Source organism: Sulfidibacter corallicola, from assembly GCF_017498545.1.
Lineage (GTDB): Bacteria > Acidobacteriota > Holophagae > Acanthopleuribacterales > Acanthopleuribacteraceae > Sulfidibacter > Sulfidibacter corallicola.
Window position 1 is genome coordinate 2,332,852 of the sequence record NZ_CP071793.1, and the last position, 25,622, is coordinate 2,358,473.

The 25,622-nt window shown below is 58.5% G+C and carries 18 protein-coding genes; 4 read left to right on the forward strand and 14 right to left on the reverse strand.

What is annotated here, in order from left to right; translation table 11 throughout:
- Positions 1 to 154: 154 nt before the first annotated feature.
- The gene (gene ileS / locus J3U87_RS06900) at positions 155 to 3,286 is read right to left on the reverse strand and encodes an isoleucine--tRNA ligase (protein ID WP_237382299.1); all 3,132 of its coding nucleotides are present in this window, start codon (positions 3,284 to 3,286) and stop codon (positions 155 to 157) included.
- Positions 3,287 to 3,924: 638 nt separating this feature from the next.
- Here ileS and J3U87_RS06905 point away from each other — a divergent pair.
- The 4 genes from J3U87_RS06905 (at position 3,925) to J3U87_RS06920 (ending at position 12,089) form a co-directional block, all read left to right on the forward strand.
- A complete protein-coding gene (locus J3U87_RS06905) occupies positions 3,925 to 7,419 on the forward strand; it encodes a serine/threonine-protein kinase (RefSeq protein ID WP_237382300.1) in 3,495 nt (1,164 codons plus the stop codon).
- A 155-nt stretch (positions 7,420 to 7,574) separates the two neighbouring features.
- Positions 7,575 to 8,216, forward strand: a complete 642-nt coding sequence (locus J3U87_RS06910; protein ID WP_237382301.1) for a pentapeptide repeat-containing protein — start codon at positions 7,575 to 7,577, stop codon at positions 8,214 to 8,216.
- A gap of 397 nt (positions 8,217 to 8,613) precedes the next feature.
- Entirely contained in the window at positions 8,614 to 9,336 is a 723-nt protein-coding gene (locus J3U87_RS06915) for a hypothetical protein (RefSeq protein WP_237382302.1), read from the forward strand.
- Positions 9,337 to 9,839: 503 nt separating this feature from the next.
- A complete protein-coding gene (locus tag J3U87_RS06920; RefSeq protein ID WP_237382303.1) occupies positions 9,840 to 12,089 on the forward strand; it encodes a TonB-dependent receptor plug domain-containing protein in 2,250 nt (749 codons plus the stop codon).
- Between the two features lie 30 nt (positions 12,090 to 12,119).
- Here the strand turns inward: J3U87_RS06920 and J3U87_RS06925 are convergent, their stop codons facing one another.
- The 13 genes from J3U87_RS06925 to mltF form a co-directional block, all read right to left on the reverse strand.
- On the reverse strand, positions 12,120 to 13,460 hold the full coding sequence (locus J3U87_RS06925) for an ANL family adenylate-forming protein (protein WP_237382304.1): 1,341 nt from the start codon (positions 13,458 to 13,460) through the stop codon (positions 12,120 to 12,122).
- Between the two features lie 20 nt (positions 13,461 to 13,480).
- Complete coding sequence (locus J3U87_RS06930; protein WP_237382305.1) at positions 13,481 to 13,789, reverse strand: hypothetical protein; 309 nt, start codon at positions 13,787 to 13,789, stop codon at positions 13,481 to 13,483.
- A gap of 372 nt (positions 13,790 to 14,161) precedes the next feature.
- On the reverse strand, positions 14,162 to 15,172 hold the full coding sequence (locus tag J3U87_RS06935) for a 3-oxoacyl-ACP synthase III family protein (RefSeq protein ID WP_237382306.1): 1,011 nt from the start codon (positions 15,170 to 15,172) through the stop codon (positions 14,162 to 14,164).
- On the reverse strand, positions 15,169 to 15,810 hold the full coding sequence (locus tag J3U87_RS06940) for an MBL fold metallo-hydrolase (protein ID WP_237382307.1): 642 nt from the start codon (positions 15,808 to 15,810) through the stop codon (positions 15,169 to 15,171). Before J3U87_RS06940 ends, J3U87_RS06935 begins: the two co-directional genes overlap by 4 nt.
- The gene (locus J3U87_RS06945; RefSeq protein ID WP_237382308.1) at positions 15,810 to 16,505 is read right to left on the reverse strand and encodes an SDR family NAD(P)-dependent oxidoreductase; all 696 of its coding nucleotides are present in this window, start codon (positions 16,503 to 16,505) and stop codon (positions 15,810 to 15,812) included. Before J3U87_RS06945 ends, J3U87_RS06940 begins: the two co-directional genes overlap by 1 nt.
- A 356-nt stretch (positions 16,506 to 16,861) precedes the next feature.
- Complete coding sequence (locus tag J3U87_RS06950; protein ID WP_237382309.1) at positions 16,862 to 17,488, reverse strand: hypothetical protein; 627 nt, start codon at positions 17,486 to 17,488, stop codon at positions 16,862 to 16,864.
- Positions 17,489 to 17,548: 60 nt separating this feature from the next.
- Positions 17,549 to 18,487: an FHA domain-containing protein gene (locus tag J3U87_RS06955; RefSeq protein WP_237382310.1), complete on the reverse strand. Its 939-nt coding sequence runs from the start codon at positions 18,485 to 18,487 to the stop codon at positions 17,549 to 17,551.
- Between the two features lie 283 nt (positions 18,488 to 18,770).
- Positions 18,771 to 19,232 (reverse strand): hypothetical protein, encoded by a 462-nt coding sequence (locus tag J3U87_RS06960; RefSeq protein ID WP_237382311.1) that lies wholly within the window; start codon positions 19,230 to 19,232, stop codon positions 18,771 to 18,773.
- Between the two features lie 34 nt (positions 19,233 to 19,266).
- Complete coding sequence (gene floA / locus J3U87_RS06965; protein ID WP_237382312.1) at positions 19,267 to 20,277, reverse strand: flotillin-like protein FloA; 1,011 nt, start codon at positions 20,275 to 20,277, stop codon at positions 19,267 to 19,269.
- 172 nt (positions 20,278 to 20,449) lie between these two features.
- Positions 20,450 to 20,908, reverse strand: coding sequence for an NfeD family protein (locus J3U87_RS06970; protein ID WP_237382313.1), 459 nt, complete (start codon positions 20,906 to 20,908; stop codon positions 20,450 to 20,452).
- Between the two features lie 127 nt (positions 20,909 to 21,035).
- Positions 21,036 to 22,547 carry an NfeD family protein gene (locus tag J3U87_RS06975; protein WP_237382314.1) on the reverse strand — a complete coding sequence of 504 codons (1,512 nt, stop codon included), beginning with the start codon at positions 22,545 to 22,547 and terminating at the stop codon, positions 21,036 to 21,038.
- Positions 22,548 to 22,644: 97 nt separating this feature from the next.
- Complete coding sequence (locus J3U87_RS06980) at positions 22,645 to 23,508, reverse strand: class I SAM-dependent methyltransferase (RefSeq protein ID WP_237382315.1); 864 nt, start codon at positions 23,506 to 23,508, stop codon at positions 22,645 to 22,647.
- Between the two features lie 538 nt (positions 23,509 to 24,046).
- A complete protein-coding gene (gene mltF / locus J3U87_RS06985; protein WP_237382316.1) occupies positions 24,047 to 25,480 on the reverse strand; it encodes a membrane-bound lytic murein transglycosylase MltF in 1,434 nt (477 codons plus the stop codon).
- Positions 25,481 to 25,622: the final 142 nt, after the last annotated feature.

Below are 25,622 nucleotides of genomic sequence, written 5' to 3' on the forward strand. Positions count from 1 at the left end.
AGTACTCGATCGAAAACCCGCCCATGTGGCGGGTTTTCGTGTTTCTGGGCTCCATTTCCCAAAATGAAAATGACCGAAGCATCGCCCCGGGCGATTGACTTCGGTCTTTGTCGTTTTGGGGTTGGGCGACCCACCGCGGAGTCGCCCACCCGAGTCACACGCGCTCGATGCCGATGCGCAGGTTCTTGCCGTTCACGTCGCGCTCGTGCAGGGTTCCGGGAGCGAAGCCCTCCTCGTTGACGCTGACGGCCAAGGTCTCACGCTGGATGTAGTCGCCGTGTTGCGCCAGACAGGTAGCCAGCCAATCCGCGTCCAACTTCAGGCGCACGCGGTCTTCCACGTTGAAGTCGAGCTCCTTGCGCAAGTTTTGAATGCGGTTGACCATTTCGCGCGCATCCGCCTCCAATTTGAGTTCGTCGGTCAGGTGGGTGTCCAGCGCGATGGTGAGGCCGCCTTCGGTGGAAACCACCATCTCTTCCCGCTCGTTGCGATCGATAAGGAAGTCGTCGACGGACAGCTCGTGCCCGGCGAGTTCGATCGAGCCGTTTTCCTGCAGGGCCACGATATCGGCATGACCCATTTCGCGAATCGCACCCTGGAGCTGTTTGAGGGCCTTGCCCAGACGAGGGCCCAGCACCTTGAGATTGGGCCGCGCGGTGTAGTGAACCAACGAGGTCTCGTCTTCGAGTACCAGGATCTTCTTGACGTTGAGTTCTTCGGCGATGATGTCGCCCATCGCCTCCACGACCGCATCCTGCTCGTGGGGAACCACCACGCTGAGCTCTCCCAGCGGCTGGCGCACCTTCAGGTTGTGTGCGGCTCGCAACGAGCGCCCCATGTCGACGATGCGACGAACCAGCGCCATGTCCTTTTCGACCTCGATATTGATCCGCTCCTCGATCGGCTTGGGGAAATCACACAGGTGCACACTCTCGATGCGGTCGCTTTCCAATCGGGTGAGATTCTGGTAGATGGCCTCGCACAGGAAAGGCTGGAAAGGCGCCATGACCTTGGCGAACTCGCGCAGGACGTAGTACAGGGTATTGTAGGCCTGTTGCTTGTCGCCATCGCTGTCCGCACGCCAGAACCGCCGGCGCGACCGCCGGATGTACCAGTTGGTGAGCTCGTCGATGAATTCCTGGAGCTCGGGGACCACGTTGTAGAGCAGGTTGTGCTCCATGTGACGGGTCACGTCGGCGACGAGCGACTGGAATCGCGAGAGAATCCAGACGTCGAGCTCGTGGGTGGAATCCGTGAGCGCGCCCTCGGGCCGGTAGTTGTCGAGGTTGGCGTAGGTCACGAAGAAGCTGTAGGCGTTCCACAGGGGCGAGACCACGCCGCGGTAGATTTGCGAGATTCCGGTTTCGGAAAACTTCAGGGGCTCGGCCCGAACCACGGGAGAATTGATCAGGTAGGCGCGCAGGCAATCGGCGCCGTACTCGTCGATGATGACCATCGGATCCGGGTAGTTCTTCTTGGACTTGGACATTTTCGAGCCGTCTTCGGCCAGGATGAGCCCGTTGACCACCACGTTCTTGAAGGCGGGCTTGTCGAACAGGGCGGTGGACAGGACCGTCAAGGTATAGAACCAACCCCGGGTCTGGTCGAGGCCCTCCGCGATGAAGTCCGCGGGGAAGTGCTCTTCGACCATTTCCTTGTTCTCGAAGGGATAGTGGTTCTGGGCGTAGGGCATGGCGCCCGACTCGAACCAACAATCGAACACTTCGGGAATGCGGCGATAGGTCTTGCCGTCCCTCTCGATGGTCAGCTCGTCGATGAAGTGCGAATGCAGGTCGTCGACCTTCTGGCCACACAGTTCTTCCAACTCCGCGGCGGACCCGACGGCGATGGTCTCGCCGGCGTCGTCGACCCATACCGGCAGCGGCGTGCCCCAGTAGCGGTTGCGGGACATGTTCCAATCGCGGGCTTCCTCCAACCAGTTGTGGAAGCGCTTGGTTCCCACGGCTTCCGGCACCCAGCAGATCTGCTCGTTGCTGTTGAGCAAACGGTCCTTGATCTTTTCCACGCTGACGAACCAGGTGTCGATCGCCTTGTAGATCAACGGCGTGTTGGTGCGCCAGCAGAAGGGATAGCTGTGCTGGAGCGTGCCCTGATGCAGCAGCTTGCCGGACTCCTTCAGGTGACGAATGATGTGCCTGTCGGCATCCTTGACCATCATGCCCTTGAAATCGGTGACGGGATCGGTGAAGGTCCCTTCCACGTCGACGGGATCCACCAGGCGCAGCCCGGCTTCCTTGCAGGCCCAGAAGTCGTCCTCACCGAATGCCGGCGCCATGTGGACGATGCCGGTACCGTCCTTGGTGGTGACGTGCCCGGAGGTGATGACGCGAAAGGCCTTGTGCTCGCGCTCGGCTTCGAAGTAGTCGAAGGGCGGCAGGTATTCGCGACCGACGAGCGCACGCGCCTCGTGGGTGGCCACTTTCTCGAGGCCGCGCTTCAACAGTTTTTCGTGGGCCTCCACCAGTGCTTCGGCCAGGATGTAGTGTTCGCCGGTTTCGGCATCGCGAACTTCGGCATAGGTGATGTCCTCGCCCACGGCGAGGGCCAGGTTGGAAGGCAGGGTCCAGGGGGTGGTGGTCCAGGCCAGGAACGAAGTGTTCTCGGAATCCTTCAGCCGGAACTTGATCGTGACGGCCGGGTCCTGAACGTCCTGGTAATTCATCTTCGCTTCGAAGTTGGAGAGCGGCGTGGACAGCTTCCAGGAAAAGGGCATCACGCGATAACCCTTGTAGACCAGGCCCTTGTCCCACAATTGCTTGAACACCCACCAGATCGACTCCATGAAGCTCTTGTCCATGGTGCGGTAGCCGTTCTCGAAGTCGACCCAGCGCCCCATGCGCCTGACCACGATTTCCCATTCCTTGGTGTAGCGCAGGACGATGGAACGACAGTATTCGTTGAACTTGGCGACGCCATACTTTTCGATGTCGTACTTGCCGGAGAGGCTCAACCCCTCCAATTCCTTCAAATCCTTGAGCGCCTCGTTCTCCACGGGCAAACCGTGGCAGTCCCAACCGAAGCGGCGCTCGACGCGATAGCCGTGCATCGTCCAATAGCGAGGAACGATATCTTTAATAGTACCCGCGAGGAGGTGGCCGTAGTGCGGCAATCCGGTGGCGAACGGCGGGCCGTCGAAAAATACGTATTCGGGCGCGCCGGCGCGATTTTCAACCGATTTTTCGAAAATGCGGTTGCGCTGCCAGAAGTCGAGGATTTTCTCCTCGAGCTCCGGAAAATTGGTTTTGGGAGATACCGCCTCGAACATTCATCATCCTCCTCACGGTTTCCGTCGCACCGTTTCGGACGAAACCAAGGTACGACGCCCGTGGCAAGCGGGTAACAGTAGCCGATAAGTTCCCAAAATTAGTTGATTTTCCCAGTGATGTAAAGCCGGAATCGACGATGAGAGGCAAACGCGAAGCCATGAGGAACCAAGGCTTCGACCCGGTGCCCGGACATCGCCGCCGGAACCCGCTCGAGCTGGTGAGGGGCGTCGGCCGGGAGCGCGTAAATCGAAGCTCCCATGTAGGATCGAAGCCGGCCGCTCCCTCTCGAATTTCAAGCCAAGCCTTCGGAAACCTGATAAGATGTAAGCAATATTTCCTCAATACCCTGCGTGCTCGTCCGTTTCTCGTCCCGCCACTCGATGCCCTCGAGCGGCCCATCAATCACCAACTCGTGCCCAACCGAAACCAGGGATTTTCTGGAACAAATCCCCTGAATTGACACGACATCCACGACCGAATGAAATCAGCGCCAGTCACCCGCAAACCCCTGTGACCGTGATCTGACGCGCGACATTCGATCCCGTGACCATCCCGCCGGAAAAAACCGGAAGTTGCCGGTGATTCCGACCCGAATGGCCACCAACGCTCGATCCCGAAACCCAGGGTTGATTGATTCATGTCCACGGTAACCGAACCAGAAAAACTTCTGCACTACGACATTTTGGAAGTGCTGGGCTCAGGTGGAAACGGCACGGTCTACCGGGCGGTCGACACGCGCAATGAAAAGGTCGTCGCGCTCAAGACGTTGAAGACGGTCACCGAGGTCACCCTCAACCGCTTCAAGCGGGAATACCTCGCCCTGAAGAAAATGGACAACGACGGCATCGTCAAGGTGTTCGAAGGCTTTTTCGAACATGCGCCGCCGTTCTTCTCGATGGAGTGGGTGCGCGGCAAGACGCTCTCCAACGTCATCGAGGACATGGAGCACAATCCGCTGATCTTCAGCGTGGCGGATCGCGAGAATTTCGCCGTAAGGTTGGCCATCCAGGCCTGCGACATCCTGAGCTACATTCACGACTTCCAGGAAGTGCACCGCGACCTGAAGCCGGACAACCTCTTCATCACCATGGACAAGGGCAACATCCTCTCCGAGTTCCACGTGAAGATGCTGGATTTCGGGCTCCTGAAGCAGTTGAGTACCCAGGAGGACGAGGACACCCAGAGCGGCATGATCGTCGGCACGGTCCACTACCTCAGTCCCGAACAGGCGCGCGGCACCTCGCTGGATCCCCGCTCGGATCTCTACAGCCTCGGCGTGATCATGTACCGCATCATCAGCCTCAAGTTGCCCTACGAAGCCAAGGACGTGGTGGGCTACATCTTCAAGACGGTCTTCGAGGACCCGATCCCGATCGACCAGCACACGCAGGAGTGCTCCAAGCAGATGCAGTCGATTCTGCACGATCTGCTGGCCAAGGAGCCCGGCAAGCGCCCGCCCACGGCCAACGCCCTCAAGTCGAGGTTGAAGGGGTTGCTGCAGAAGGAAGTCAAAACGGTCGATTTCGATGCCTCGGACCTGGACTTCACCTCGGGCATCGAAGGCTGGGGCACGCCCCTGCTGCCGCCGCCGCTGATCGGCCGCGACGAGGCCATCGCCAAATTGGAGCGGCTGATCCAAACCCTGGACAGCACCCACCCCCAGGCGGCGCTGGTCATCGGCGAGCCAGGCATGGGACGGACCTCGGTATTGAAGGAATGGCGTTCCCGGGTTCAGTTCAAGGAACCGATTTTCATGCAGGTCCACTTCGCCGAGGAGGCGGTACCCGCCCAGGACCCGGTGGGCACCTTGATGGATTCCCTGATCCGCAATATGAAGCCGGAAGAGGTGAAAACCGTCTTTCGCGACGTCTACCCCTTTCTCTCCAGCGTATCGCGCTATTTGGGCCGCTATTTCGACACCAAATCGGTCAGCAAGTTCGACCACCTCTCACCCGGGCGCAAGCTTCAGGTCCTGGCCATCAATTTCATCAAGCTGATTCAAACCCTGACGGTTCGCGGTCCCATCGTCATTCTGCTGGACAACGCCCAGAACGCGCCCGAACGCTTCTACGGCTGGCTCACCCTGTTCTGGGAACAGGTGGGCAGCAAGAAACTGCTGCTGTTGCTCTCGGCCTCGCCCGACCATTCCAAGAAGGCCTACAATCAATTCGTGGCACGGCTCAAGTCGGGGCCGGACATGACCGAGATTCCCCTGAATCCGCTGGAAGAAAAGCAGATCTGCGACCTGCTGCAGGACATGTTGCCGATCGCGACGCGCCTCCCGTTTTCCGAGAAACTGCGCAAGTTCCTCATGGAGCGCGGCTCCGGCAATCCCTTCTACAGCATCGAACTGTTTTCGCGGCTGTACGAGGACGACCACGTCTTCATCAACAAGGGCACGATCGACGTGCGTTCCGTCGACGACCTGGACGTGCCGGTCTCGATCCACCAGGCCCTGATGAAAAAAGTCTCGCGCCAGCCCGAGGACGCCATCACCCTGCTGCGCGCGGCCTCGATCGTCGGCAACGGCGTCGACTACGCCACCCTCCAAAACATGTTGGGCTGGCAAGAGGAGAAGGTCATCGAGGAAGTCATGTCCCTTCTCAAGCAGGGCATCCTCTCGGAGAGCGAGGAAGGTACCAACAAGCTGAACTTCAATGCGCCGGCCCTGCTGAAAATCGTGACCGAGCAGATGTCCGAAGAGGACAAGCGCTTCTGGCACCACGCAGCCGCCCGCGCCATCGAAAAGGGACTGCCGACCAACGACATCCTCACCCTGGAAAAGGTGGCCTATCACTACGCCAACAGCGCCAATCACGTGCGGGCCGTCAAGTACGCCTACCTGGCGGGCAACAGCTCGTTGGAAGCCAAGGACATGGACAAGGCCGTCTACTTCTACGAGCTAAGCCTGGAAATGATGGATCGGATGGAAAACAAGCAGGCCCGCAACCTGGTCAACCTGAAGCTGGCCGAAGTCCACCTGTCGGGCAATCAACCCAGGGAAGCCATTTCCTATTACAACGAAAGTCTCAAGATTCCCAATCTCTCCAAGATGGAGGAACTCCGTTCCCTGCGGGGACGGATGCTCTGTTTCCAGAAACTCGATCAACTGGAAGACGCCTTCGGCGACGCCCGCGCGCTGTTCAAACTGGGCGAAACCTGCTCGGCACGGATTCGCTCGGAGACCAAAAGGGCCTTCGGCCGGCTTTCCTGGCAGTTCAAGGGCGAGGGCAACGTCTATTTCAAGGAACTGGACGAAGGCCGCAAAATCTATCCGAAACTCAAACACTGGCAGTTGGAGCTGCCCCTCTCCCAAATGCTCGCCAACGAGGTGATCGCGGCCGGAAAACGCCTGCTGGCCCAACTCAAGAGCAATCCGCCGAACACCTTTCCACTCTACTGCCAATTGGCGTTCATCCGCTATTTCATGGGCGACTTCAACAAGGCCCGCGAGTACCTCAATGCGGCCCAGAACGCCACCTCCACCCAACAGCACCAGGGCGGTCCCCATTTCCTGGTCCTCCAGGCCCTGCTGACCTACAAGATCAAGAACACGCTGGCCCCCGACCACACCTCCGACGAATACCTGGTGATCGCCGAACGGTATCTCGAACGCTTCGGCCTGGAAAAGCTGCATCCCGTCATCGCCATCGTGCGCCTGGAGCACCTCCTGATGAACGGTCGCTACGAGGAGGCCTGGGAACTCATCCGCACGCGCGCCAAAGACTCCATGGACTTGCCGGTCAACTACCACGACCGCTATCTGTTCCTCTCCCTGGCGATGCGGGCCGCCTGGGAAATGAAGGAACGACCGCCTCGCGGCTGGTTGATCCAGTTCCAAAAATTCAACCCGGCACCCCACGACTCCTTCATCCTGCAGACCCACTGGGTCCTGGCTCGCGCCACCGAAGCCTCGTTGCCCCTGTCGATGGGTGCCCCCAAGGCGCTCAAATCGCTGAAGGAAGTTGAGGCCCTGCTGGTTCAGGCAAAATTGAAATACTACTACCGGGCCGTTCTGACCAAACAGATCATCTTGTTGGAGAACCTGGACCAACAGGAGACCCTGGCCCAGTTGATCACGCTGCGCAACCAAATCGACGATCTGCTCAAAGTGGCGCTTCCAGAGCGGTGATGGCCCCAAGGCGTCTTTTTTACGACACCAAACCACTTTTTTACACACACCACCCGTCACTTCCCTTACAATGTAAAAAGAGGCACATTATTCGGTGATCCAGATCACACCTCCTCAACACAAAAAGACTTATGAATGGGAGACAGAGGTCACACATGAAGCTTGAGGAAATACTCGAGACTCGCGATCTGAGCGGAGCGAACCTTTCCGGTCACTCTCTCGGAGGCGTCAATCTCAGCGGCAAGAACCTACGCGGGGCGGATCTGTCCTTTGCCCACCTGGGCGGTGCGGTTCTTCGCGGCGTGGATTTACGCAACGCGATTTTGAATCAGGCCAACCTGGGCGCTGCGGACCTTACCGGAGCCGATTTGCGTTACGCGGACCTGAGAGACGCCAATCTCAAGGGCGCCATTTTGATGGGCGCCGATCTGAGGGAATGTATGGGGTTACGCCAATATCCCATCGCCCCACCGAGTCATCTGCTCAAGCAGGACCCACTTCTCGAAGAGACCGAAGATTTTGCCGAGGCAAAAAAAGAAGGATTTCACCCGATCTCCCACTGGGGGAAAGCCTTCGCTCTTTCAGCCAACGACAGCGACTTGAACCAGAACGACACCATCTGGCGCAATTTGAAAGATCACCTCGGCGACTTGATTTTCGGGGACCGCAACACCTACAAGGAAGTGCGGTTGGTACGCCAATACAAACACTACTCCCAGTGGGCGTACATGATTTCCAAAAAGGGGTTTGAACAAATGGCCGCCAAACTCGGCCTGAAAATCAAACCCAAAGCCTGAATCTCCAAGGGGTGACGCGGTCACCACAAAACGTTCCGAGCCACAGGCGAAGAACGTCGGTAGGGGTCCGTGCGCTGAAGAGGGCCACACCGGAGAGGTCAGGCGAACGAGGCAGGAACGGGCCGTCCATAGCGGTCTTACAAGTACTTTAGGTTGAAAAGGTCATATGTTTTTCCGATAATCATATTAAAGGCATCCATTTTTTTATCTAATTCAGCTTGACCGACCGATATTAACCTCCAAGTGCAACGTTTCATCTCTTTCCGCTAAACCCGGTCATCTGCCATGCCAACCATAGTGAGTCAAGAACGGCGTTTTCACGCGCTGACCATGGAGCGCTTGACTCACCCACCAGGAATGAAACCAGAAGCAAACTTAACAAACGGAGGTCTGTCCTATGGCGGTCGCCAGTCCTATTTTACCTACGCGGCACCACTCGGTCACTTATAGCCCACTCACAGAAAACGACTTAGAAGAAACCATCGAATGTCTATGCCGGGTATTTCCGCAAAATGAACCAATTACCCAGAGAGCCGGAATCACCGAAAAAGACTTTCGTCCTTTCGCAAGGATGTTCTGTGAATTAGCTGTAAAAGAAAAAGTTTCCCTGATTATGAGGGATAAACAATTTGGAAATCGCGTTACCGGTTTTTCCATTAACCACGACTATGCAACTCCTGCTCCCGAGGAGATAGAACGAGTAACACCAAAGTTCGCTCCAGTTTTTAAAGTACTTGAAGAATTGGACATCATTTATCGTGACGGAAAGTCATTTTCTTTTGGTGAAGTCTGTTACTTGTTGATGGCCGGTGTCGATCACCAGTTCTACAAGCAACAGAAGGGAAAAACGGCAGTCAAGGGCAACCAGTTAGCCGCGAAATTGTTTCAGTTGACACTCGACATCGTGCGCGCCGAAGGGTTCCACAACACGATCGCCCACGCCACGGGCTCGTTTTCGCAAAAGGGTCTTCACGACTTGGGATTCTCGGAAGTCGCCAGAATCGACTACAACACCTTCGAGTTCGAGGGCCAGTATCCATTCAAGAGGATTCCCTGGCACTCGTGCTGCAAAATCTACGACCTGTCCCTGCGCGAAGAACCCATCGTTCAAGCCAGCTAGGATCCATCCCGAAACGGACAGGCCTTTTCTTCGAAGGCTTTTCGACGGGGGACGGTTTCGGGCCGCTGGCCTCGGGCCTGGGCAAAATTGGGTGGGCCCGGTTCACGCGCCGAAACGCCACTTCCTCCGCGAACCTACTTCGCGTGGTTTTCGAGACCCAAACCGAGAACTCATTTCAATTGACCCGCGCTTGCGTTTCACCAGGAGAACCGCCGGCGAGGGTGCATGAAAAGATCCCACCAGATCGCGAATCGGTGTGGATCATTCGAAAAAGGCACACAGGTTTACGAAGGCGGGTCGATTCGGCACACGCGACCATCGGCCCGTCCGGTCCTCGTTTCCCATTGATATTTTCTCTTTCTCCCATACTCTCAAAAAAACTTCGGAACCTACTTTCCTCACCCCAATCGCCACCTCAATCTGTGCTAGAATAGACCGATAATCCCCAATTCTCCAACGCTCCGGGGCTCGTGCTCCGCGAGATGGCTAAAGGTGAGGCGAGCATGAAGCGATTGCTTTCGGCACTGGCGTGCTTGGTCTGTTTTCACGCCCCCATTTTGGCTCAACCGTCGAGTTCGGCTCCCCCGGTTCCTCCGAAAAAATCGGAACTGAGTTTGGAAGCACTGCTGAACCTGAAGGTCTCCATCGCCTCTCGCATGGAACAGGACGTGTCCGAGGCGCCATCGATCGTTTCGGTCATCACCGCCCAGGAAATCGAGAACATGGGGGCACGCACACTGGAAGACGTGCTGCGAACGGTGCCGGGATTCGATACGTTCATCGATCCCTCGATCAGTTCGGTGACGATCGCCGTGCGCGGGGTCGTCGCGGCCGAGGCGCGCAACAACAACATCAAGTTTCTGCTCAACGGGCACGCACACAACTGGATGACCGGCGGCCCGCACCACTATTTGATCGATCACTTTCCGGTGGACACCATCGATCGGCTCGAGATCATTCGCGGACCGGGTTCCGCCCTGTACGGAACCAGTGCATTCGTCGGCGTGGTCAACATCATCACCAAACAAACGCTCGACACCACCACGGTCAGCCTGAAGGGCGGCAGCTTCAGTTCGGTGCGCGGGTCGGTCAATCACAACGCCCGCAAGGGCGACCTGATTTTCGACCTCAAGGCGACCTACTACGATACCGACGGCGCAGAGGAGTTGGTGGACAGCGATTCGGCGGTGGTCAATTTCGGCGAACCGTTTTCGGCCGCTCCCAACGACACCACCCGCGAGGCCGAGAGCTTCGTGCTTCAGACCACCCTGGAATACCAAAATTGGCAGTTCGACTTTTTTCACACGAATCTGGAGCGTAATTTCGCGATCGGTCTGGCGGGCGCCTCCACCGACGAAAACACCTTGGAAATGAAGGCCTACAGTGCCCAACTGTCCTACAAGCGATCGTTCGCCGACGAGCGGGGCGAGATCAAGGCGCGGGTCTACTACGATTTCTTCGAGTTTTTCCAGGCACTGGAACTGTTCCCCGAGGAAACGGCCGGCCTGTTCAGCCTCCTATACCCCGACTCGCCCTATCCCGAGGGTGAGAGCATCCTGGGTCAGCCCGGCGTGGATTTCGCCCATTTCGGCCCGGAAATCGACATTACCTACGAAACCGAATCGGGCATCACCTACCACAGCGGCCTCCTGTACAAACACGCCGAGTTGATGGATCCCATCCATTACGCCAACAACAACGTCACCGGCGTACCGCTGGACGTCAATGGCACGACCTTTTTCCCGTTCCAGTATTTTGGTTCCCTGGTCAACCTGACCGACGTTCCCGCCGGAAACTGGATCCTCGAGGAGGATCGCTCGATCGTGGCGGCCTACGTCCAGGGTGTCTTCAACTTCGTGGACCTGTTCCAGGTGCCCGCGGAAAGCTTCGCACTCACGCTCGGGGTCCGGCACGACGATTACGACGACTTCGGGACCAGCACCAATCCGCGCGGCGGGGTGGTCTGGTCGCCCAACGAACACATTTTTCTCAAGTTGCTGTACGGGACCGCATTTCGTGCACCGGACTTCAACGAGCTGTACCAGATCAACAACCCGGTCATCCGCGGCAACCCGAACCTGGACCCCGAGGAACTGAAAACCGCCGAATTTCAAATCGGCTTCAAGATCAGCCAGGATGCCCTGATCACCGCGTCTTATTTCAAAACGGACATCGACAACGCGATTCAGGACGTGACTTTCGTGGAGGACGGCGTCGTGCTGGAACGCTTCGACAACATCGGCAGCCTGGAATCGGAAGGCGGCGAACTGGACGTCAAATACGTCCACGACCGCGGCTACATCTATTTCAATTTCACACTGCAGGAGGTCACCAACACGACCCGAGCCACGCTTACCGGAACTGACGCCGACGGCAACGAAGTCAGGTTCCAACAGCCCGTTTTCGACGTGGGCTACATACCCGAAACCATTTTCAACCTGGGAAGCTACTTCGAAGTGACCGAGACCATCGGCTGGAACCTCTCGCTGAACCACACCGGCGAGCGCGACCGCACCGAAGAAGTGGGCCTGGTGGACGGCGTCCCGACCGCCATGGACCCGCGCGAGCCGACGCCGGAACGGACCCTGGTCAACAGCGCGGTTTCGCTGCGCATGGGCAACTGGCGGGCGAAGCTGGCGGGATTCAACCTGCTGGACGAGGATCACCGCGATCCCGATGCCTCCGCATCGATCGCCAACGATCTGCCACGCGAAGGCACCACTTTTCAGATCACCCTATCCTACGATTTTTGAGGAACCGCCCGAAACCGTAGGAGCCTGGGCTCAAATGACCCGTTTTTTCTTGCCCCGTGCGCTCATGAAGGCCTCGTCGACGACTTCGACCTTGACGGGTACCTTGAAGGATTGCAACCGCGCACGGCAGTATTTTTTCACTTTTCTGGCCAAGGCCTTGGGATCCTCGGCCGCTGCCGGATTGACCTTGGCGCAAACGATGTGACCCGTGAGCGGGCTTTTCTCCTTGTAGACCAAGACGTCGCGAATGTTGTCCATTTCGAGGATCGTGTTTTCCACTTCCTGCGGCATCACCTTTTCGCCACCCACGTTGATCATCTCGGACTTGCGGCCCAGGATGCGCAGAAACTCGCCATCGACCTCCACCGCATCGCCCGTATTGAACCAACCGTCTTCGGTGAACGGGCTCTCGGCATTGAGATACCCCAACATCGCCGATTCGGTCTTGATCTGGAGAATGCCGGCGACGATGCGGTAATCCATGTCGAGTTTGACCCAAAGGGAATCGGAACTCTTGGATTTCGACCGAAACACGCCCAATTCGATCAGCCCGTAGGTTTGCTGGAACTTCACGCTGGGGAACAGCTCGTTCAGGCGTTTCAGGGTCAGCTCGGGCATGGGCTCCGCACCGTAGGTGATGAGATTGAGCGAACCGAGATCGAACTTCTTGTATGCCTGGCTGATCAGCAGCAGGTTGAGAAAGGTGGGCGAAGCGGGCAATACCTCGATGTCGTAGTCCTGAATCAGTTTGCACACGGAATCGGGCCCGTAGTCCTGCACGGTGTAGAGAATGCCGCCATTGGAGAGGTTGTGGAGCAGGGTATTGAGCCCGCCCCAGTGATCGAATTTCAAAAACAACAACATGTTGCGCGTCGGACGCCGCCGCTTGAACTTCTCCAGCAGGCCGGTGAAATCGTGAATGGCGCCCTTGGGATCCCCCGACGATCCGGAAGTGAACAGAATCAGACCGGGATGTTCGCGCCCCCGAACGGTGGCCACCAAATCGTGATCGTTGGCCACCTCGAGACGCTGGAACCGGTAACTGTCGGCTTCCACGTCGAAGTGGAAGGCACACTCGATCTGCGCGATTCGGTAGATGCGCGCCTTGTTTTCTTCGGGCGCGTCCCACATCAGCGGGACGCCGATGCAGCCACGTTCGATCAACGCCAGAAGCAGGGCGATGGTGTTGGGCGTGAAGTCGGATTCAATGGAGACGACCGCGCCGGCAGTCACCTTCAGCTCGTCCAATTCAGAGCGCCACTTTTCGATGCGCGTGTACAACCATCGGTAATCGAAGCGCTTGCCCCGCCAGTAGATGGCGATATCGTTTTGATGTTCCTCGAAAACACGCAACAGAAACTCGATGCTCATCACCCAACCATCCCTATCCTTCAGGCCTCGATGCCTTCTTCGCGCAACAGCACACAAACGTACTCGACCAGGTTGGCGATCGAATGGAAGGGGCTTTTCTCAGCCGTCAGCGCCCGTTCGTCCGCCAGGACGATCGTCGCATCGAATACATCTTCCACATGCTCCTCGACCACGGAAATGAAATTGACCAACCCGAGCGAGTCCAGCCTGCCGTTTTCACCGAACAGCAGGGTATCGAGCGATTTGGGCAGCAGTTCCTCGCCCTGATCCTCGTTGGTTTCGTCCACCGCCAGATAAACGGCTTCCTGAACACGTTCTTCAAGAGACATAAGCCATCCTCACCCAAAAAATTTGCACCGACCATTATATCAAAAACCACTAAAAAACCAATGGAGAGCACGACAGAAACCCATACATTGCAAATATTTACGCATCGCGCAATTCTCTCGCCGAATCGTTGAAAAATCTAAAACGATCTTTCCGGTTTTTCGGTGATTTGCTTTTCGATCCGGATCGACGCACCCAGGAAACCCCGGTCACAAATTCGCTATCTCAGGTATCGGTGTTCTCGAAGGTTTTTCTGAAAAACTGCAGGCGCGTCGTTTTCGCGAGGACCCGAGCCGGCCACATCGATGGGCGATCTTCCGCATCGCCGAAGGTGCGGAACAATTACTTTCCGGTGCAGGAAACCCCGTCATCCCTCAAAAGCGCAGAATCGCGGAGCCCCACGAGAGCCCGACGCCGAAACCGCACATCAAGATTCTGGAGCCTGGTGCGAGCTTGCCCGCCGCCATCAACTCTCCCAACAGAATGGGAATCGAAGCGGAGACCGTGTTACCGATCCGATCCACGTTGACCGGCACCTTCTCCGGCGGAAGTTTGAGAATGCGGATCAGAGAATCCAGCGCCATCTTGCTGGCCTGATGGAACACCAGGTAATCCAGGTCGTCCACCTCGAGCCCGTTCTTTTTCAGAAGTGCGCGGATCTGCTTTGGAATCTTGGAGTTGACAAACGTCAAAATCCGCATGCCCTCCATGTGGATGTTCTCCTCGGAACGCACGTTGCCACTGCCCCCGACCACGGCCGTTCGCGTCTCCTCGGTGGAAGGTGTGCGGCAGCCGCCGGCGGGGATCATGAACGCGTCGAAATTACGCCCCGAGGTGGCACACAACATGTCGACGATGCCCGTCTCGTCCTCGGCCGCCTCGATCAGGGAAACCGCCGCACCATCGCCGAACAGAACTCGGGTGGAACGATCCTTGGGGTGGATGTAGCGCGAATAGGTGTCCGCGTTGACCAGCAGCAGCCGGGAAGCCATACCGGAAACGATCAACCCGCGCGCCAAGGCCAAACCGTAGACATAACCGGAACAGGCCAGATTGAAATCGAAGGCGAACAGTTCCTCCTTCAGTTTCAACCGCTTTTGAAGCACGCAGGCATTGGGAGGCATGATGTAGTCGGGCGATTGGGTACAGAAGATCAGGCCGTCGACCTGCTTGGGATCCAGGTCGTACTCGTCGAACAGTTTGCGACAGGCCGTCTCCGCCAGATCCAGCGCCGTTTGGTCGGAGGCGGCCACGTAACGGGTCTTGACGCCTGCACGCTCTTCCACCTTGGCCATGTCCCAGGCGGGATTCTCCTGATGGAGCCAATCGTTGGTCACCGGGTGCTCCGGCAGATGCCAGGAAATGTGTTTGATGTGGACGCTCACGACAAAACCTCCTTGAGCGGCAGGTTGCCCTCCATTTCCTCTCCGATGGTGCTCGTACCACCATGGCCGGGAAAAATGACCGTGTCGCCGGGGAACGTCAGCACGTGCCGCAGGGTATCGGCCAACAGCCGCTTGCTACCGCCCGGAAGGTCGGTCCGGCCGATCTTGCCGCGGAACAGGGTGTCGCCGGTGAACATCAGGTCATCGATCAGAAAGCACACGCTGCCCTTGGTGTGACCTGGGGTGGCGACCACTCGCACCGAAAAGGGACCGAACACGAGGGTCTCTTCCTGTTCCTCGAAGCGGTAGTCCACCTCGGGCGGTTCGATCTCTTCCGGCTCGTCGAACACGGTGCGGTAAAAGTTGGCGCGCTGGACCAGCTTGAGGTCCTTGCCGTGCAAATAGAACGGCAGTTCGTAGCGATCTTTCAAGGGCGACACGGCACCGATATGATCGAAATGCCCATGGGTGTTGAGAATGGCGAGCGGGCGCAAACGCTTGCGTTCGATGACGATGGCGATGTCCTCCGCATTGTTGCCCGGGTCGATGATCAGGGCGTCGCGGGAAGGCGCGTGCGACACGACAAAGCAGTTCTCTTTCCAGCGCCCGGTGACGATGCGATCCACCTCTATGGCCATCAAACGCCTCCGAGATACACGACTTGGCCCGTCAACCCACCGGCTGTCGCGGCCGTCAGGAAATCCACCGCATGACACAGTTCCGCAGGGGTCACCCTGCGTTGAAGGATGGTTTTGGCCACCACCTCGTCCGCGGCCGAATCGTCGGCGGCCCCATCCAGGGCGACGAAGGTCAGACCCAAGGCGTTGACGGTGATGTTCATCGAGGCCGTTTCCCTGGCCAAAACGCGGGTGAACTGTTCCACGGCCGCACGCGTGCCGGAATAGGCCGCGGTCCCCATCGAGGCCATCGGCACCTGCAGGGTGGTGGTGTTCAGGATCCGTCCCGCTCCGGATTTCTTCAAAAGGGACAGGGCCGCCTGGCAGGTGAAGAAGGTATTGGCGAAATTGGTTTGCATGGCTTGATCGAGCACGGGTCGCGTGAGCAGGCGGGTGAGATTCATGGGGGCGACGCCGCGAAGGTTGACGAGCACATCGAGCCTTTTATGGGTCTTGCGAACGGTACCGAATACTTTGCCGAGTTGCTTTTCGTCGGTGGTGTCGACCGCGAAAACTTCATCGACGTCGGCAGCCCGTTCGTCCGACGCATCGGTCAGCCCCAGCACCGTCGACCCGCATCGGCGGAAGTGGTCGACGATCACGGCTCCCAAAGGATTCGAGATACCGTTGACCATCACGATTCTAGTCTGTTCCACATGGACCTCGCCAGAAGCCGGCAACGCCGAAATCGACAGGTGCCGGCTGAGACCACAATGCATTGGCAACCCGGCCGAATCAGAGGGCATACTTCCATGGACCGCTGTTTCCGGAAGGGCACTGGTTGGGTGTTAAACGTAAGATAAAACATCGAGCCGATAGAATGCAAATGATTCCCTGCGAATCATTTAACCTAGATCACACGGGCAGGACCCCAGCGGCTGGACTGGCCGACGGGACAAACCCCCGGGAAACCTGCGGCGGGTCGGTTCCCCGTGGCGAATTTCGGATCGGGATCCCGTCCATCCGGCCGAAACCGAGCATCCCCCTAGGGCGGCCCCATCTGCCGTGAACGTCAAAAATCGCCGCGGAAGGAGGTCTCGAACTGCAACGAACTCTCGTCCACCTCGCAGCTTCGTACCTGCCAGTATCCCTCGAAATTGGTCTTGCGCATGGTCACATCGATTTCCAGGTAGGACAACTGCTCGCGCGGCACGGGATTGGCGCTGCTGCCGACCACGACTTCGTGAACGGTGCCCCAGGGTTTGGCGGGAATGTAGACCTTGGTGCCTTCCTCGTATTCGGAGTACTGGATGTTGTTGTCGTAGGAAAAGCTTACGGACAGGCGCATCTGGACCGTCTGGCCGTCGTCGCCGAAGGTATAGCTCTTGATGTCGTAGCGATGGTACGCCAATCCCAGGAAACGAACCAGCACGACCCCTTGGGGATCGAACTCCAGCGGTCCGCCGGCATGGGTTCGCTCCATATAACTCAAGAGCAGTTTCTTGACGTGCGCCTTGTAATCACTGACTCCCGGAAAATAGACGGAAATCGTGAGCCCCTTGTCGTGGAGTTCGTTGACGGAGTGAATGAAGTTGTTGAAACTGCGCATCAATTCGAGCTTTTGCATCTGCTCGGCGCGATTGCAGGCAGGAAGGATCAGGGCCAGGACGACCGCGGCCAACCATAGAGAGTTTCGCATGGGCATACCTCTTCCCGACCTCGAGGAGGTCTCGTGTATCCGGTAAAGGCCACTATGCGCTCAGTTTAGCAAACCGCTTTTCCAAAAGTAATACCCCGCGGCAGCCAGAGTTCCCGCGGTCAACAACGCCAATCCTCCGAACAGGATCCACGGCGAGGTACCCAGCACCTTGGCCTGGGTGCTGTCCATGCCCAACCGCTGGCCCGGGGCCATCGGCAACGAGGGTTTCAGCAGCGTCTTTTCGGCGGGATCGCAGCTCACCCGGGCCGCCCGCAGATCCTTGGCCGCGAGCACCGGCGTCGCGACCGTCTTGTCGTCGTCTTCCGGCGCCAATCCATTGACGCGGGTCCCCTCTCCCCTGCCGATCTTCACATGGGGGTTCTCGAACCGGAATGAAATGCGGTCGAACCGAACCACGTCGCCCGGCTTCAGTCGATGGCGCGCGGTGCGCTGTTCGTTGACGAAGGTCCCGTTGGCACTGTCGCGATCCAACACGGTGATGCCTTCCTTGTCCTTGAGGATTTCGGCATGGACCTGGGACACCGTATCGACCGGCAGCGTGATCTCGCATTCCACGCCCCGCCCGATTCGGGTATGGGGTCGAAGGGGAAAAGATTGATTGGCGAAGGGCCCGTTCAAGGCCACGAGGCGTTCGCCGTCGGACTGCCAATCCGGCGTCACCACCCGCAGCGTTTCGGTGTTGGTCACATCGGCATCTTCCATGAAGACCGCCTCGATGCGGTCGCCGAAGCGAATTTGGTCGCCGTGGCCGATGTTGGCGCGGGTGATGCGCATTCCGTTCACAAAGGTTCCGAGTTTACTGCCCATGTCTTCCAGGACGAAATTGCCTTGGAAGAAGCCGATGCGACAGTGGGACCGCGAGACCCGGCTGGAGTTGATGTGGATATCGTTCTCCGTGCCGCGGCCGATCGTCACCGGCTTGCCTTTAAAAGAAAATTCTTCCCATTGTTCCTGTAGAAATATTCTGATCTTCGGCATGGCTACATTCACCTTCGCGCGGGCAAACCCGAAAAGTGCGATCGCGGGTGGGTGTGTAGTCGTATGGCTGTGCCATTCGTGGGGAGCAGCGCGCCACCGCGTTTCGCACGGGTCAGGTAGGGTCAGCGCATCAATCGTCATATGTTCAGCGAGACAACCGACATAGGCCGGTTATTACAAATCGAACAGAATCGCTATGCCGCCAATCCTAAAGGCCCCAGAAAAAATAGACAAGGCGAAGGATCACAAAATGGCGAAAACAGACTGCCCGGAATTTGATTCCTCAACGACGACCCCGCCCGCGTGGCGGGCCGAGGATTATTTGGCCGATCACCATCTGTTGCGTGGGCGAGTCGCCGGGAAGGGTGAAGTGGCCGGACTCGACCACCTCTTGCTTCTGCTCGACGAGATGCATCTTGCGAGCATGGGCCTTGGCGGTTCGAGACCGCTCGCGCTCCAGCCGCTCGAGATGTTCTTCGGTGGTCTCGTAGTGCTGGGAAACCGGCGCATAGCGGGGCCCCGAAGCCGGCGGGGAGGCCGGCGGCGATGTACCGCCGGCGGGTCGTTCATCATCCAGCAGATCCTCGATCCAGGCATCGAGATCGCGCGACTTGCCCTTGCTCGCCGGTTTCGAGGACGGCTTGGGCTGGGGGCGCCGTTGCTGTCGCTCTTGGCGACGGCGCTCCGCATCCTGTTCGAACAATGCTTGGAATATGTCGAGAATCAGCCGGATGATGGCGTTCATGGGTGGTCCTCATCCAAGAAAAGATGGGCGGTCATCAGGTCTGGGGCCCTTTCTTGGGTTTGGTGGATTCGGCGATACCTTCGCGCATCGCGGTATCCGATTGAACGTTCTTGTAGTTGACGTAGTCCATCACGCCCAAATTGCCGCTGCGGAAGGCCTCGGAAATCGCCAGGGGTACTTCGGCCTCGGCCAACACGACCTTGGCCCGGTTTTCCTGAACCTTGGCCTTCATCTCCTGCTCCATGGCGACGGCCATCGCCCGTCGCTCCTCGGCCCGGGCCTGGGCGACGCGCTTGTCGGCCTCGGCCTGATCGGCCTGCAGTTTGGCACCGATGTTTTCGCCCACGTCGACGTCGGCGATATCGATGGAGAGGATCTCGAACGCGGTCCCTGCGTCCAACTGCTTTTGGAGCACGGCTCGCGAAATGATGTCGGGATTCTCCAGAACGTCCTTGTGCGATTCCGCCGAGCCGATCGAGGAAACGATGCCCTCACCGACGCGGGCGACGACGGTCTCTTCCGTGGCGCCGCCGATCAGACGGGGCAGAAAGGTACGCACGGTGACGCGGGCCCGGGCCTTGAGCTGAATCCCGTCCTTGGCGACCGCGTCGATGCTGATCTTGTCGGAGCCGCGCATGGGCACGTCGATGACCTTGGGGTTGACCGAAGTGTTGATGGCGTCGAGGATGTCGCGGCCAGCGAGGTCGATGGCGGTGGCCTGGTTGAAGCCCAACTCGATATTGGCCTTGTTGGCGGCGACCAGCGATTGAACGACCCGAGTCACGTGACCCTGGGCCAGGAAGTGGGTTTCGAGATCCTCGACGGTCAGGCGCAGACCGGCTTTTTTGGCGAAAATGTAGTTGTTGACGATCAGACTGGGCCGAATTTGCCGCCAGGGCATCATGACGATGCGCAACAGCGAAACGGGTGCACCGGAAACCCAAGCCTGAAACCAGAGCTTGAGCGAACCGAGAATCATGAATCCGACGACCAACAAGAAAATGACGAGAACGATGGAAGCGCCTGTGACTAGTAGATTGATCATGCCAATGCTCCCTTCTGTGGCGATAACTCAGCTCGTGGCGAATATGGCGATGCCCGGATCCTGTTCCGGGTCTTTGCATTCGAATTAGGTAATTGAAAACGAATAGATTGTACCACGCGGGTTCGAAAAGGAAGGCGACGAAAATCCGCGATGGAACCGGTGCGTGGGTGCCTCAATCGGCGGCGCGCACCACCAGGCTCGGTCCCCGTTCCTCCACGATCTTCACCCGGCTTCCCTTTTCGATGAATCGGCCGTCGGTGATACAGTCCAAGTGCAGTTCCTCGCCGTCCCGATCGATGGCCACCGTCCCGGACGGCCGCAAATCCGAAAACGCGATGCCCTCGCAGCCGATGAAGCCCGCGCGCTTCTCGATGCCCACGTATCCGTCCTCGGCGGCCATTTCACCCTTGAGCGTCCAGCGCTTGAGCACGAACAGGACCAAGGCCGGGATGACCGCGGCACAGACCACGAAGTGCAGGGCGGCCGATACGAAGCCGTATTCGAGGTAGTTGAGATAGATGCTGTAACCGATGAATCCGGTACCGATCAGGGCGAATACGCTGCCGGGGATGGCCAGCACGTCCACCAGGATCAAACAGAGACCGATCAAGGAGAGAAGCAAAATCCACATGTCTTAACCCGCCTTTCGGTCCCGGACAACCCCTCGACAATCATCTCGAAAAGCCGTCGTTGGACCTTTGTCCATCATGCGCGAAATCTCCGGCCTCGAGGCCTATGAAAAGCGTCCTTCTCCCGCATCACACGACCTTCACCGGCCGCACGATGATGCGGTTCCCCTCGATCCGCAAAACCTTGACCTGCTCTCCATCTTCCACGAAGGGGCCTTCGCTGACCACGTCCACCCGGCGACCGTCTTCGAACTCGACCTTGCCGGCAGGTCGCAGGCCACCCATGACGGTCCCGTGCAGGCCTTTGAGCGTATCCGCGTCGGGAACCATCTCGGCCACGTAACCGGCTTCCGCGGTCATTTCGGCGGAAAGAACGGCCGGACGCGCCAAGGGAGATTTGAACACGGCGGTCACCAACACGAAGAACGCCACGAAGGACAACACGAAACTGCCGGCCGTGAAGCGCACCATCGATCCCATCCACTGCCACTGGAAATCGGTTTGCGGGATGGGAATGGGGACGTCGCCGAAATCGGGAAGCGAGGCGAAGACCAGGGCACCGAACATGAACACGATGCCCAGAATGCCGGTCACACCGAAACCCGGCACCACGAAGATTTCGGCCACGCACATCATGATACCCACGACAAAGAGCGCCAGTTCGATGCCCGAGGCGGTGCCCAGGATGAAGCGGGTCCCGAACACGATGGTGAAGCACAGGATGGCGGTCAAGCCTGGCACGCCGAAGCCGGGCATCTTGATTTCCATGTAGATGCCGTTCAGACCGATCAGGGTCAGCAACATGAAAATCCAGGGGTTGGCACCGAGAAAGCGCAACACTTCCTGCTTGAAATCCATGTCGACCTGTTCCACCGACGCGGCATCGATCGACTCGGCGGTGAGATAGGCGTCGAAATCCTTGACCACGCGGGCGATGCCCAGCTCGCCGGCCTCCTTGGCGAACAGGGTCAGGAGTTCACCCTCGCGGACGACGATTTTCAGGATCGCCGGTCGTTCGGATTCCTTCAAAAATTCGTAATCGTCGCGGGTCATGAAGGTGAAATTCTGTTCGGAACCCACTTTCAACACTTCGACACCCACTTCGAAAAACCCCCGAGCCAGGGCGAACGAGCGATTCTTCATCTCGCAGGCCTTGCGCCAGTCGGCGCGAAACACGGTAACCGCCTTCTCGGGTGCCTCTTCGATGCCTTCCGCGGTCTGCATGATCATTTGGGCGTCGCCCAGGGTGGTGTGCTCGCCCATGACGATCTCGTCGCAGGCGTAGGCGATGAAGGTCCCGGCCGAGATGGCCTTGGTCTCCACGTAGGCCACGCTCTTGACCTTGAGGCGCAACAGGCGTTCGGTGATGTCGCGGGCCGACATCACCACCCCGCCGTAGGTGTCGATCTTCAAAATGACGCGATCGAAATTCTCTTCTTCCGCGCGATCCAGGGCCTTGACGATGAAATCGGCCTGGACCTGATCCACCATGTAGCGATTGTTGTCGCTCAACGGAATGACCATGACCTTTTCCGCGCCGTCCTGCACCACACCGACGGTCTCGGGCGCGCCCGGCTCCCAAGCCCATCCGAACGAAACGAAAATGCAGCTCAGGAAAGCCGACCAAAACATGGATCGCATGCAGACCACCTCGACGATTGTTGAAACGAATTTACATCCGAGCAGGCCCACCGGGCAAGAACTGAATCGAGCGAGGCGTCCCTCGCGAAACCAATTGTCAGTGCATGACTTTCCCGGGAAACTGCCAACGCAGGAAGCCGAGCCTACGGGCATCCCGCTTCTCTTCTCTAGGCGTTTTCCACAGGGATTGAGTGAACTCGAAATGTTTTTCGGAACGCAATCGGTGAATTTGGAACACGGGCAGCCATCGCGAGCGATAGTGTTCGAAGGGGCCGACCCCCAGATGATCGAGGTCGTCGGCCAGCTCTTCCAGGGCGAAAGCCGACCGCAAGGAGTTTTCGGCGACACGGCGCCATTGATCCTGATTCCGTCCAAAAAAGAACTCGACGAAGGAGTCGGGAGTGGCGGCGTGACCGGGTCGCTCCCAGTCGAACAGCCAAATGCTGCAATTGTTGCGAAAGCGCAGGACCTTGAGACAGTTGAGGAATTGGCGCCAGGCCACTTCATCGGCCAGGCAGTGCAGCGAAAGAATGCTGGTCACCAGATCCACGCGATCCTGGACCTGTTCGTGGGCGCGACTCATCTCCCCTTCGATCAGGGTCACCCGATCGGCCAGCCCCCCCTCGCGGACCTGCCGCCGGATCTCTTCCAGCATCGCTTTGGACTGCTCCAGACAGATCACGCGAATGTCGGGACGATGTTTGACCAGGAACAACATGATCTGGCCGGTTCCGCTCGCCAAGTCCAAGACAACGCCGTTTTTGGGAACCAGACGGGTGAGCGCCAGGGCGTTGAAGCGCATCAACGATTTCAGGTTGCTCTCGACCTCCGCCTGTCGCACCAGGGCTTCGGCCGATCCCGGTTCCAGGCTCGTGGTCGACTCCGGCTGGGCCCGTGCGGGCCTCTGGGAATGCGACCATTCCCGAAAGATCAAGGGCAGGGCTTTCAGAAATCCAATCATGGCAGAGCGTCCCAGTCGGGTAGTCCGATGCCTCGCCGATGAAGCGTCGCCGCGATGCGGTCGGCATTGGACACGGCTTTAGAAAAGGATTCGAGCAACCATCGAGTGCCTCTCCACCCCTGGCCAAATGGGGAAAGTCATGAAACTCGAATAGGTTACCAACGTTGTGGGTGAATGCTCGGCCCTTTGCCGAGTCGTCGGGTATGGAAGCGATATTCGGCTGTGGATGGAGGGATTCCCTTGGATTGGAAACAGGGGAGTTGAACGAATTGATCGGGAAACTTCGAGCCGGCGAGACCCAAAAGAACCCATTTACTTCTAATCCTTACGCTTATAACCAATAACCATTATAATCCAACCCTTTTCAATTGCTATTCTAAAATCTCAATTAACCTTTATATTTCCAGCAAGTGGCAACTTTCAAAGCGGACTCCTCGCCTCGCGCGATAAACTCGTGCCCCCGACCGCGGCCCGAGGTCCCCGCCGGGAACGGATCTAGATTCGGGCAAAACCCACCGTGCGGGCCATGCCCGGGGCACTATTGGGCGCGTTCGGGCTCCACCGTGACCGGCTCGTCCTCGTCGGGAGACATGCGGCCCAACCGTTCCAAAATATTCTGGTAGTTGCGTATGTTCTGGACGTAGCGCACCGGTTCGGAGCCTCTCGCGTAACCGTGCTTGACGGTTTTGTAGTATTTGCGTTGGGAGAGCTGGGGAAGCACGTGTTTCAGGTCGCGCCAGAGATCGGGGTTTTTGCCCGCGCGAACGGCCAGCTCGCGGGCATCCATCAGATGTCCGAAACCCACGTTGTAGGCGGCCAGCGCCATCCAGGTCCGATCCGGTTCCTGCACCGTCTCGGGAACTCGCTTGTGCAACCCGGTCAGATAGCGTACCCCGCCTTGAATCGATTGCGCCGGATCGGCCCGATCCTCGACGCCCAATTGCTCGGCGGTGGGTTTGGTCAACATCATGATGCCCCGCACGCCGGTGGGACTGAGCGCATTGGGATTCCAGTGGGATTCCTGATAGGCCTGTGCAGCCAGCAGCGTCCAGGGAAAGCCGTGTTCCACGGCCTGGTCTCGAAACAGGGCCTCGTAGCGCGGCAGGACCCGCTCCACCTTGCGGCGAAAGGTCCGGGTATCCACGTAGTCGAAGATCTTGACGTACCCGTAATAGCGTTCCTTCAGGCCGTCCAGCGCTCCGGACCCCTGATAGGCGGCAAACCACGCGGCAAGTTCGGGCAGGAGATCGGCCATTTCGGGGTTCACCACCCAGGCCAGGGATTGCTCCTCGCCAATCGGGAAGGCCACCCGCAACTCGGGAAAGTAACGCCGATTGATGGACACGAGATGGGAATCGCCGATCGTGAAATCCACGTTGCCGGACCAAACCTCTTCCAGCATCTGCTCGGTACTCATTTCCATGTGGGAGGTCCAGGTGAGCCGCGGAACCTGCTGGCGCAGCGCCTCCAGTTCCTCTTCGTAGCTGCTGCTACCCGTAATCAGCAACGAGGCGCCCACCAGTTCGGCCGGCTCCTCGGGAACCGCCAGGCGGCGGCTCCCCACCACCTGCTGCTGCACGGTCTGGTAGGGTGGGCCGAACAGGTAGGTGCGGGCCCGTTCGGCGGTATGGGTCAAGCCGGCCGCCGCGATGTGTCCCTCGCCCGCCTGGATCGCAGCCAGGATTTCGGCGGTGGTGTCCTTGACGACAAACCGCGGTTTCAGCCCCAGGTGGGCGGCGAAGGCACTCGCCAACTCGTATTCGAATCCTTCCCAGCGATCGCGGCGCTCGTAGTACATGGTGGGCGCGTTGCGGGTCAGGACCACGAGTTCACCGTCGCGATGCAACCGCTCCATCGGGGTCAACGGCGTCTCTCCCCACCAGCAGGCGGACATCCCTCCGAAAACGACCGAAACAACCAGCACCAGAAGCCAGGCGGAACGTCGGTTTTTTAGGGACGAAGAAGCAATCATGGACCCGTTACTCCAGGCTCTCGTAGGTCGCGCGTCGAACCGCCGGAGGTGCGTCGCGCGCGACCCACACGCCATTCGACGGAATCACTCACGGGCGCGCTGCACGCGAATCGGAGGTACGTCAAAAAAGAATGAACCGTTT

Bases quoted from the DNA above. Each gene is read 5' to 3' on its own strand.
- ileS (WP_237382299.1), bottom strand. From the start codon at position 3,286: ATGTTCGAGGCGGTATCTCCCAAAACCAATTTTCCGGAGCTCGAGGAG.
- J3U87_RS06905 (WP_237382300.1), top strand. From the start codon at position 3,925: ATGTCCACGGTAACCGAACCAGAAAAACTTCTGCACTACGACATTTTG.
- J3U87_RS06910 (WP_237382301.1), top strand. From the start codon at position 7,575: ATGAAGCTTGAGGAAATACTCGAGACTCGCGATCTGAGCGGAGCGAAC.
- J3U87_RS06915 (WP_237382302.1), top strand. From the start codon at position 8,614: ATGGCGGTCGCCAGTCCTATTTTACCTACGCGGCACCACTCGGTCACT.
- J3U87_RS06920 (WP_237382303.1), top strand. From the start codon at position 9,840: ATGAAGCGATTGCTTTCGGCACTGGCGTGCTTGGTCTGTTTTCACGCC.
- J3U87_RS06925 (WP_237382304.1), bottom strand. From the start codon at position 13,460: ATGAGCATCGAGTTTCTGTTGCGTGTTTTCGAGGAACATCAAAACGAT.
- J3U87_RS06930 (WP_237382305.1), bottom strand. From the start codon at position 13,789: ATGTCTCTTGAAGAACGTGTTCAGGAAGCCGTTTATCTGGCGGTGGAC.
- J3U87_RS06940 (WP_237382307.1), bottom strand. From the start codon at position 15,810: ATGGCCATAGAGGTGGATCGCATCGTCACCGGGCGCTGGAAAGAGAAC.
- J3U87_RS06950 (WP_237382309.1), bottom strand. From the start codon at position 17,488: ATGCGAAACTCTCTATGGTTGGCCGCGGTCGTCCTGGCCCTGATCCTT.
- J3U87_RS06955 (WP_237382310.1), bottom strand. From the start codon at position 18,487: ATGCCGAAGATCAGAATATTTCTACAGGAACAATGGGAAGAATTTTCT.
- J3U87_RS06960 (WP_237382311.1), bottom strand. From the start codon at position 19,232: ATGAACGCCATCATCCGGCTGATTCTCGACATATTCCAAGCATTGTTC.
- floA (WP_237382312.1), bottom strand. From the start codon at position 20,277: ATGATCAATCTACTAGTCACAGGCGCTTCCATCGTTCTCGTCATTTTC.
- J3U87_RS06970 (WP_237382313.1), bottom strand. From the start codon at position 20,908: ATGTGGATTTTGCTTCTCTCCTTGATCGGTCTCTGTTTGATCCTGGTG.
- J3U87_RS06975 (WP_237382314.1), bottom strand. From the start codon at position 22,547: ATGCGATCCATGTTTTGGTCGGCTTTCCTGAGCTGCATTTTCGTTTCG.
- J3U87_RS06980 (WP_237382315.1), bottom strand. From the start codon at position 23,508: ATGATTGGATTTCTGAAAGCCCTGCCCTTGATCTTTCGGGAATGGTCG.
- mltF (WP_237382316.1), bottom strand. From the start codon at position 25,480: ATGATTGCTTCTTCGTCCCTAAAAAACCGACGTTCCGCCTGGCTTCTG.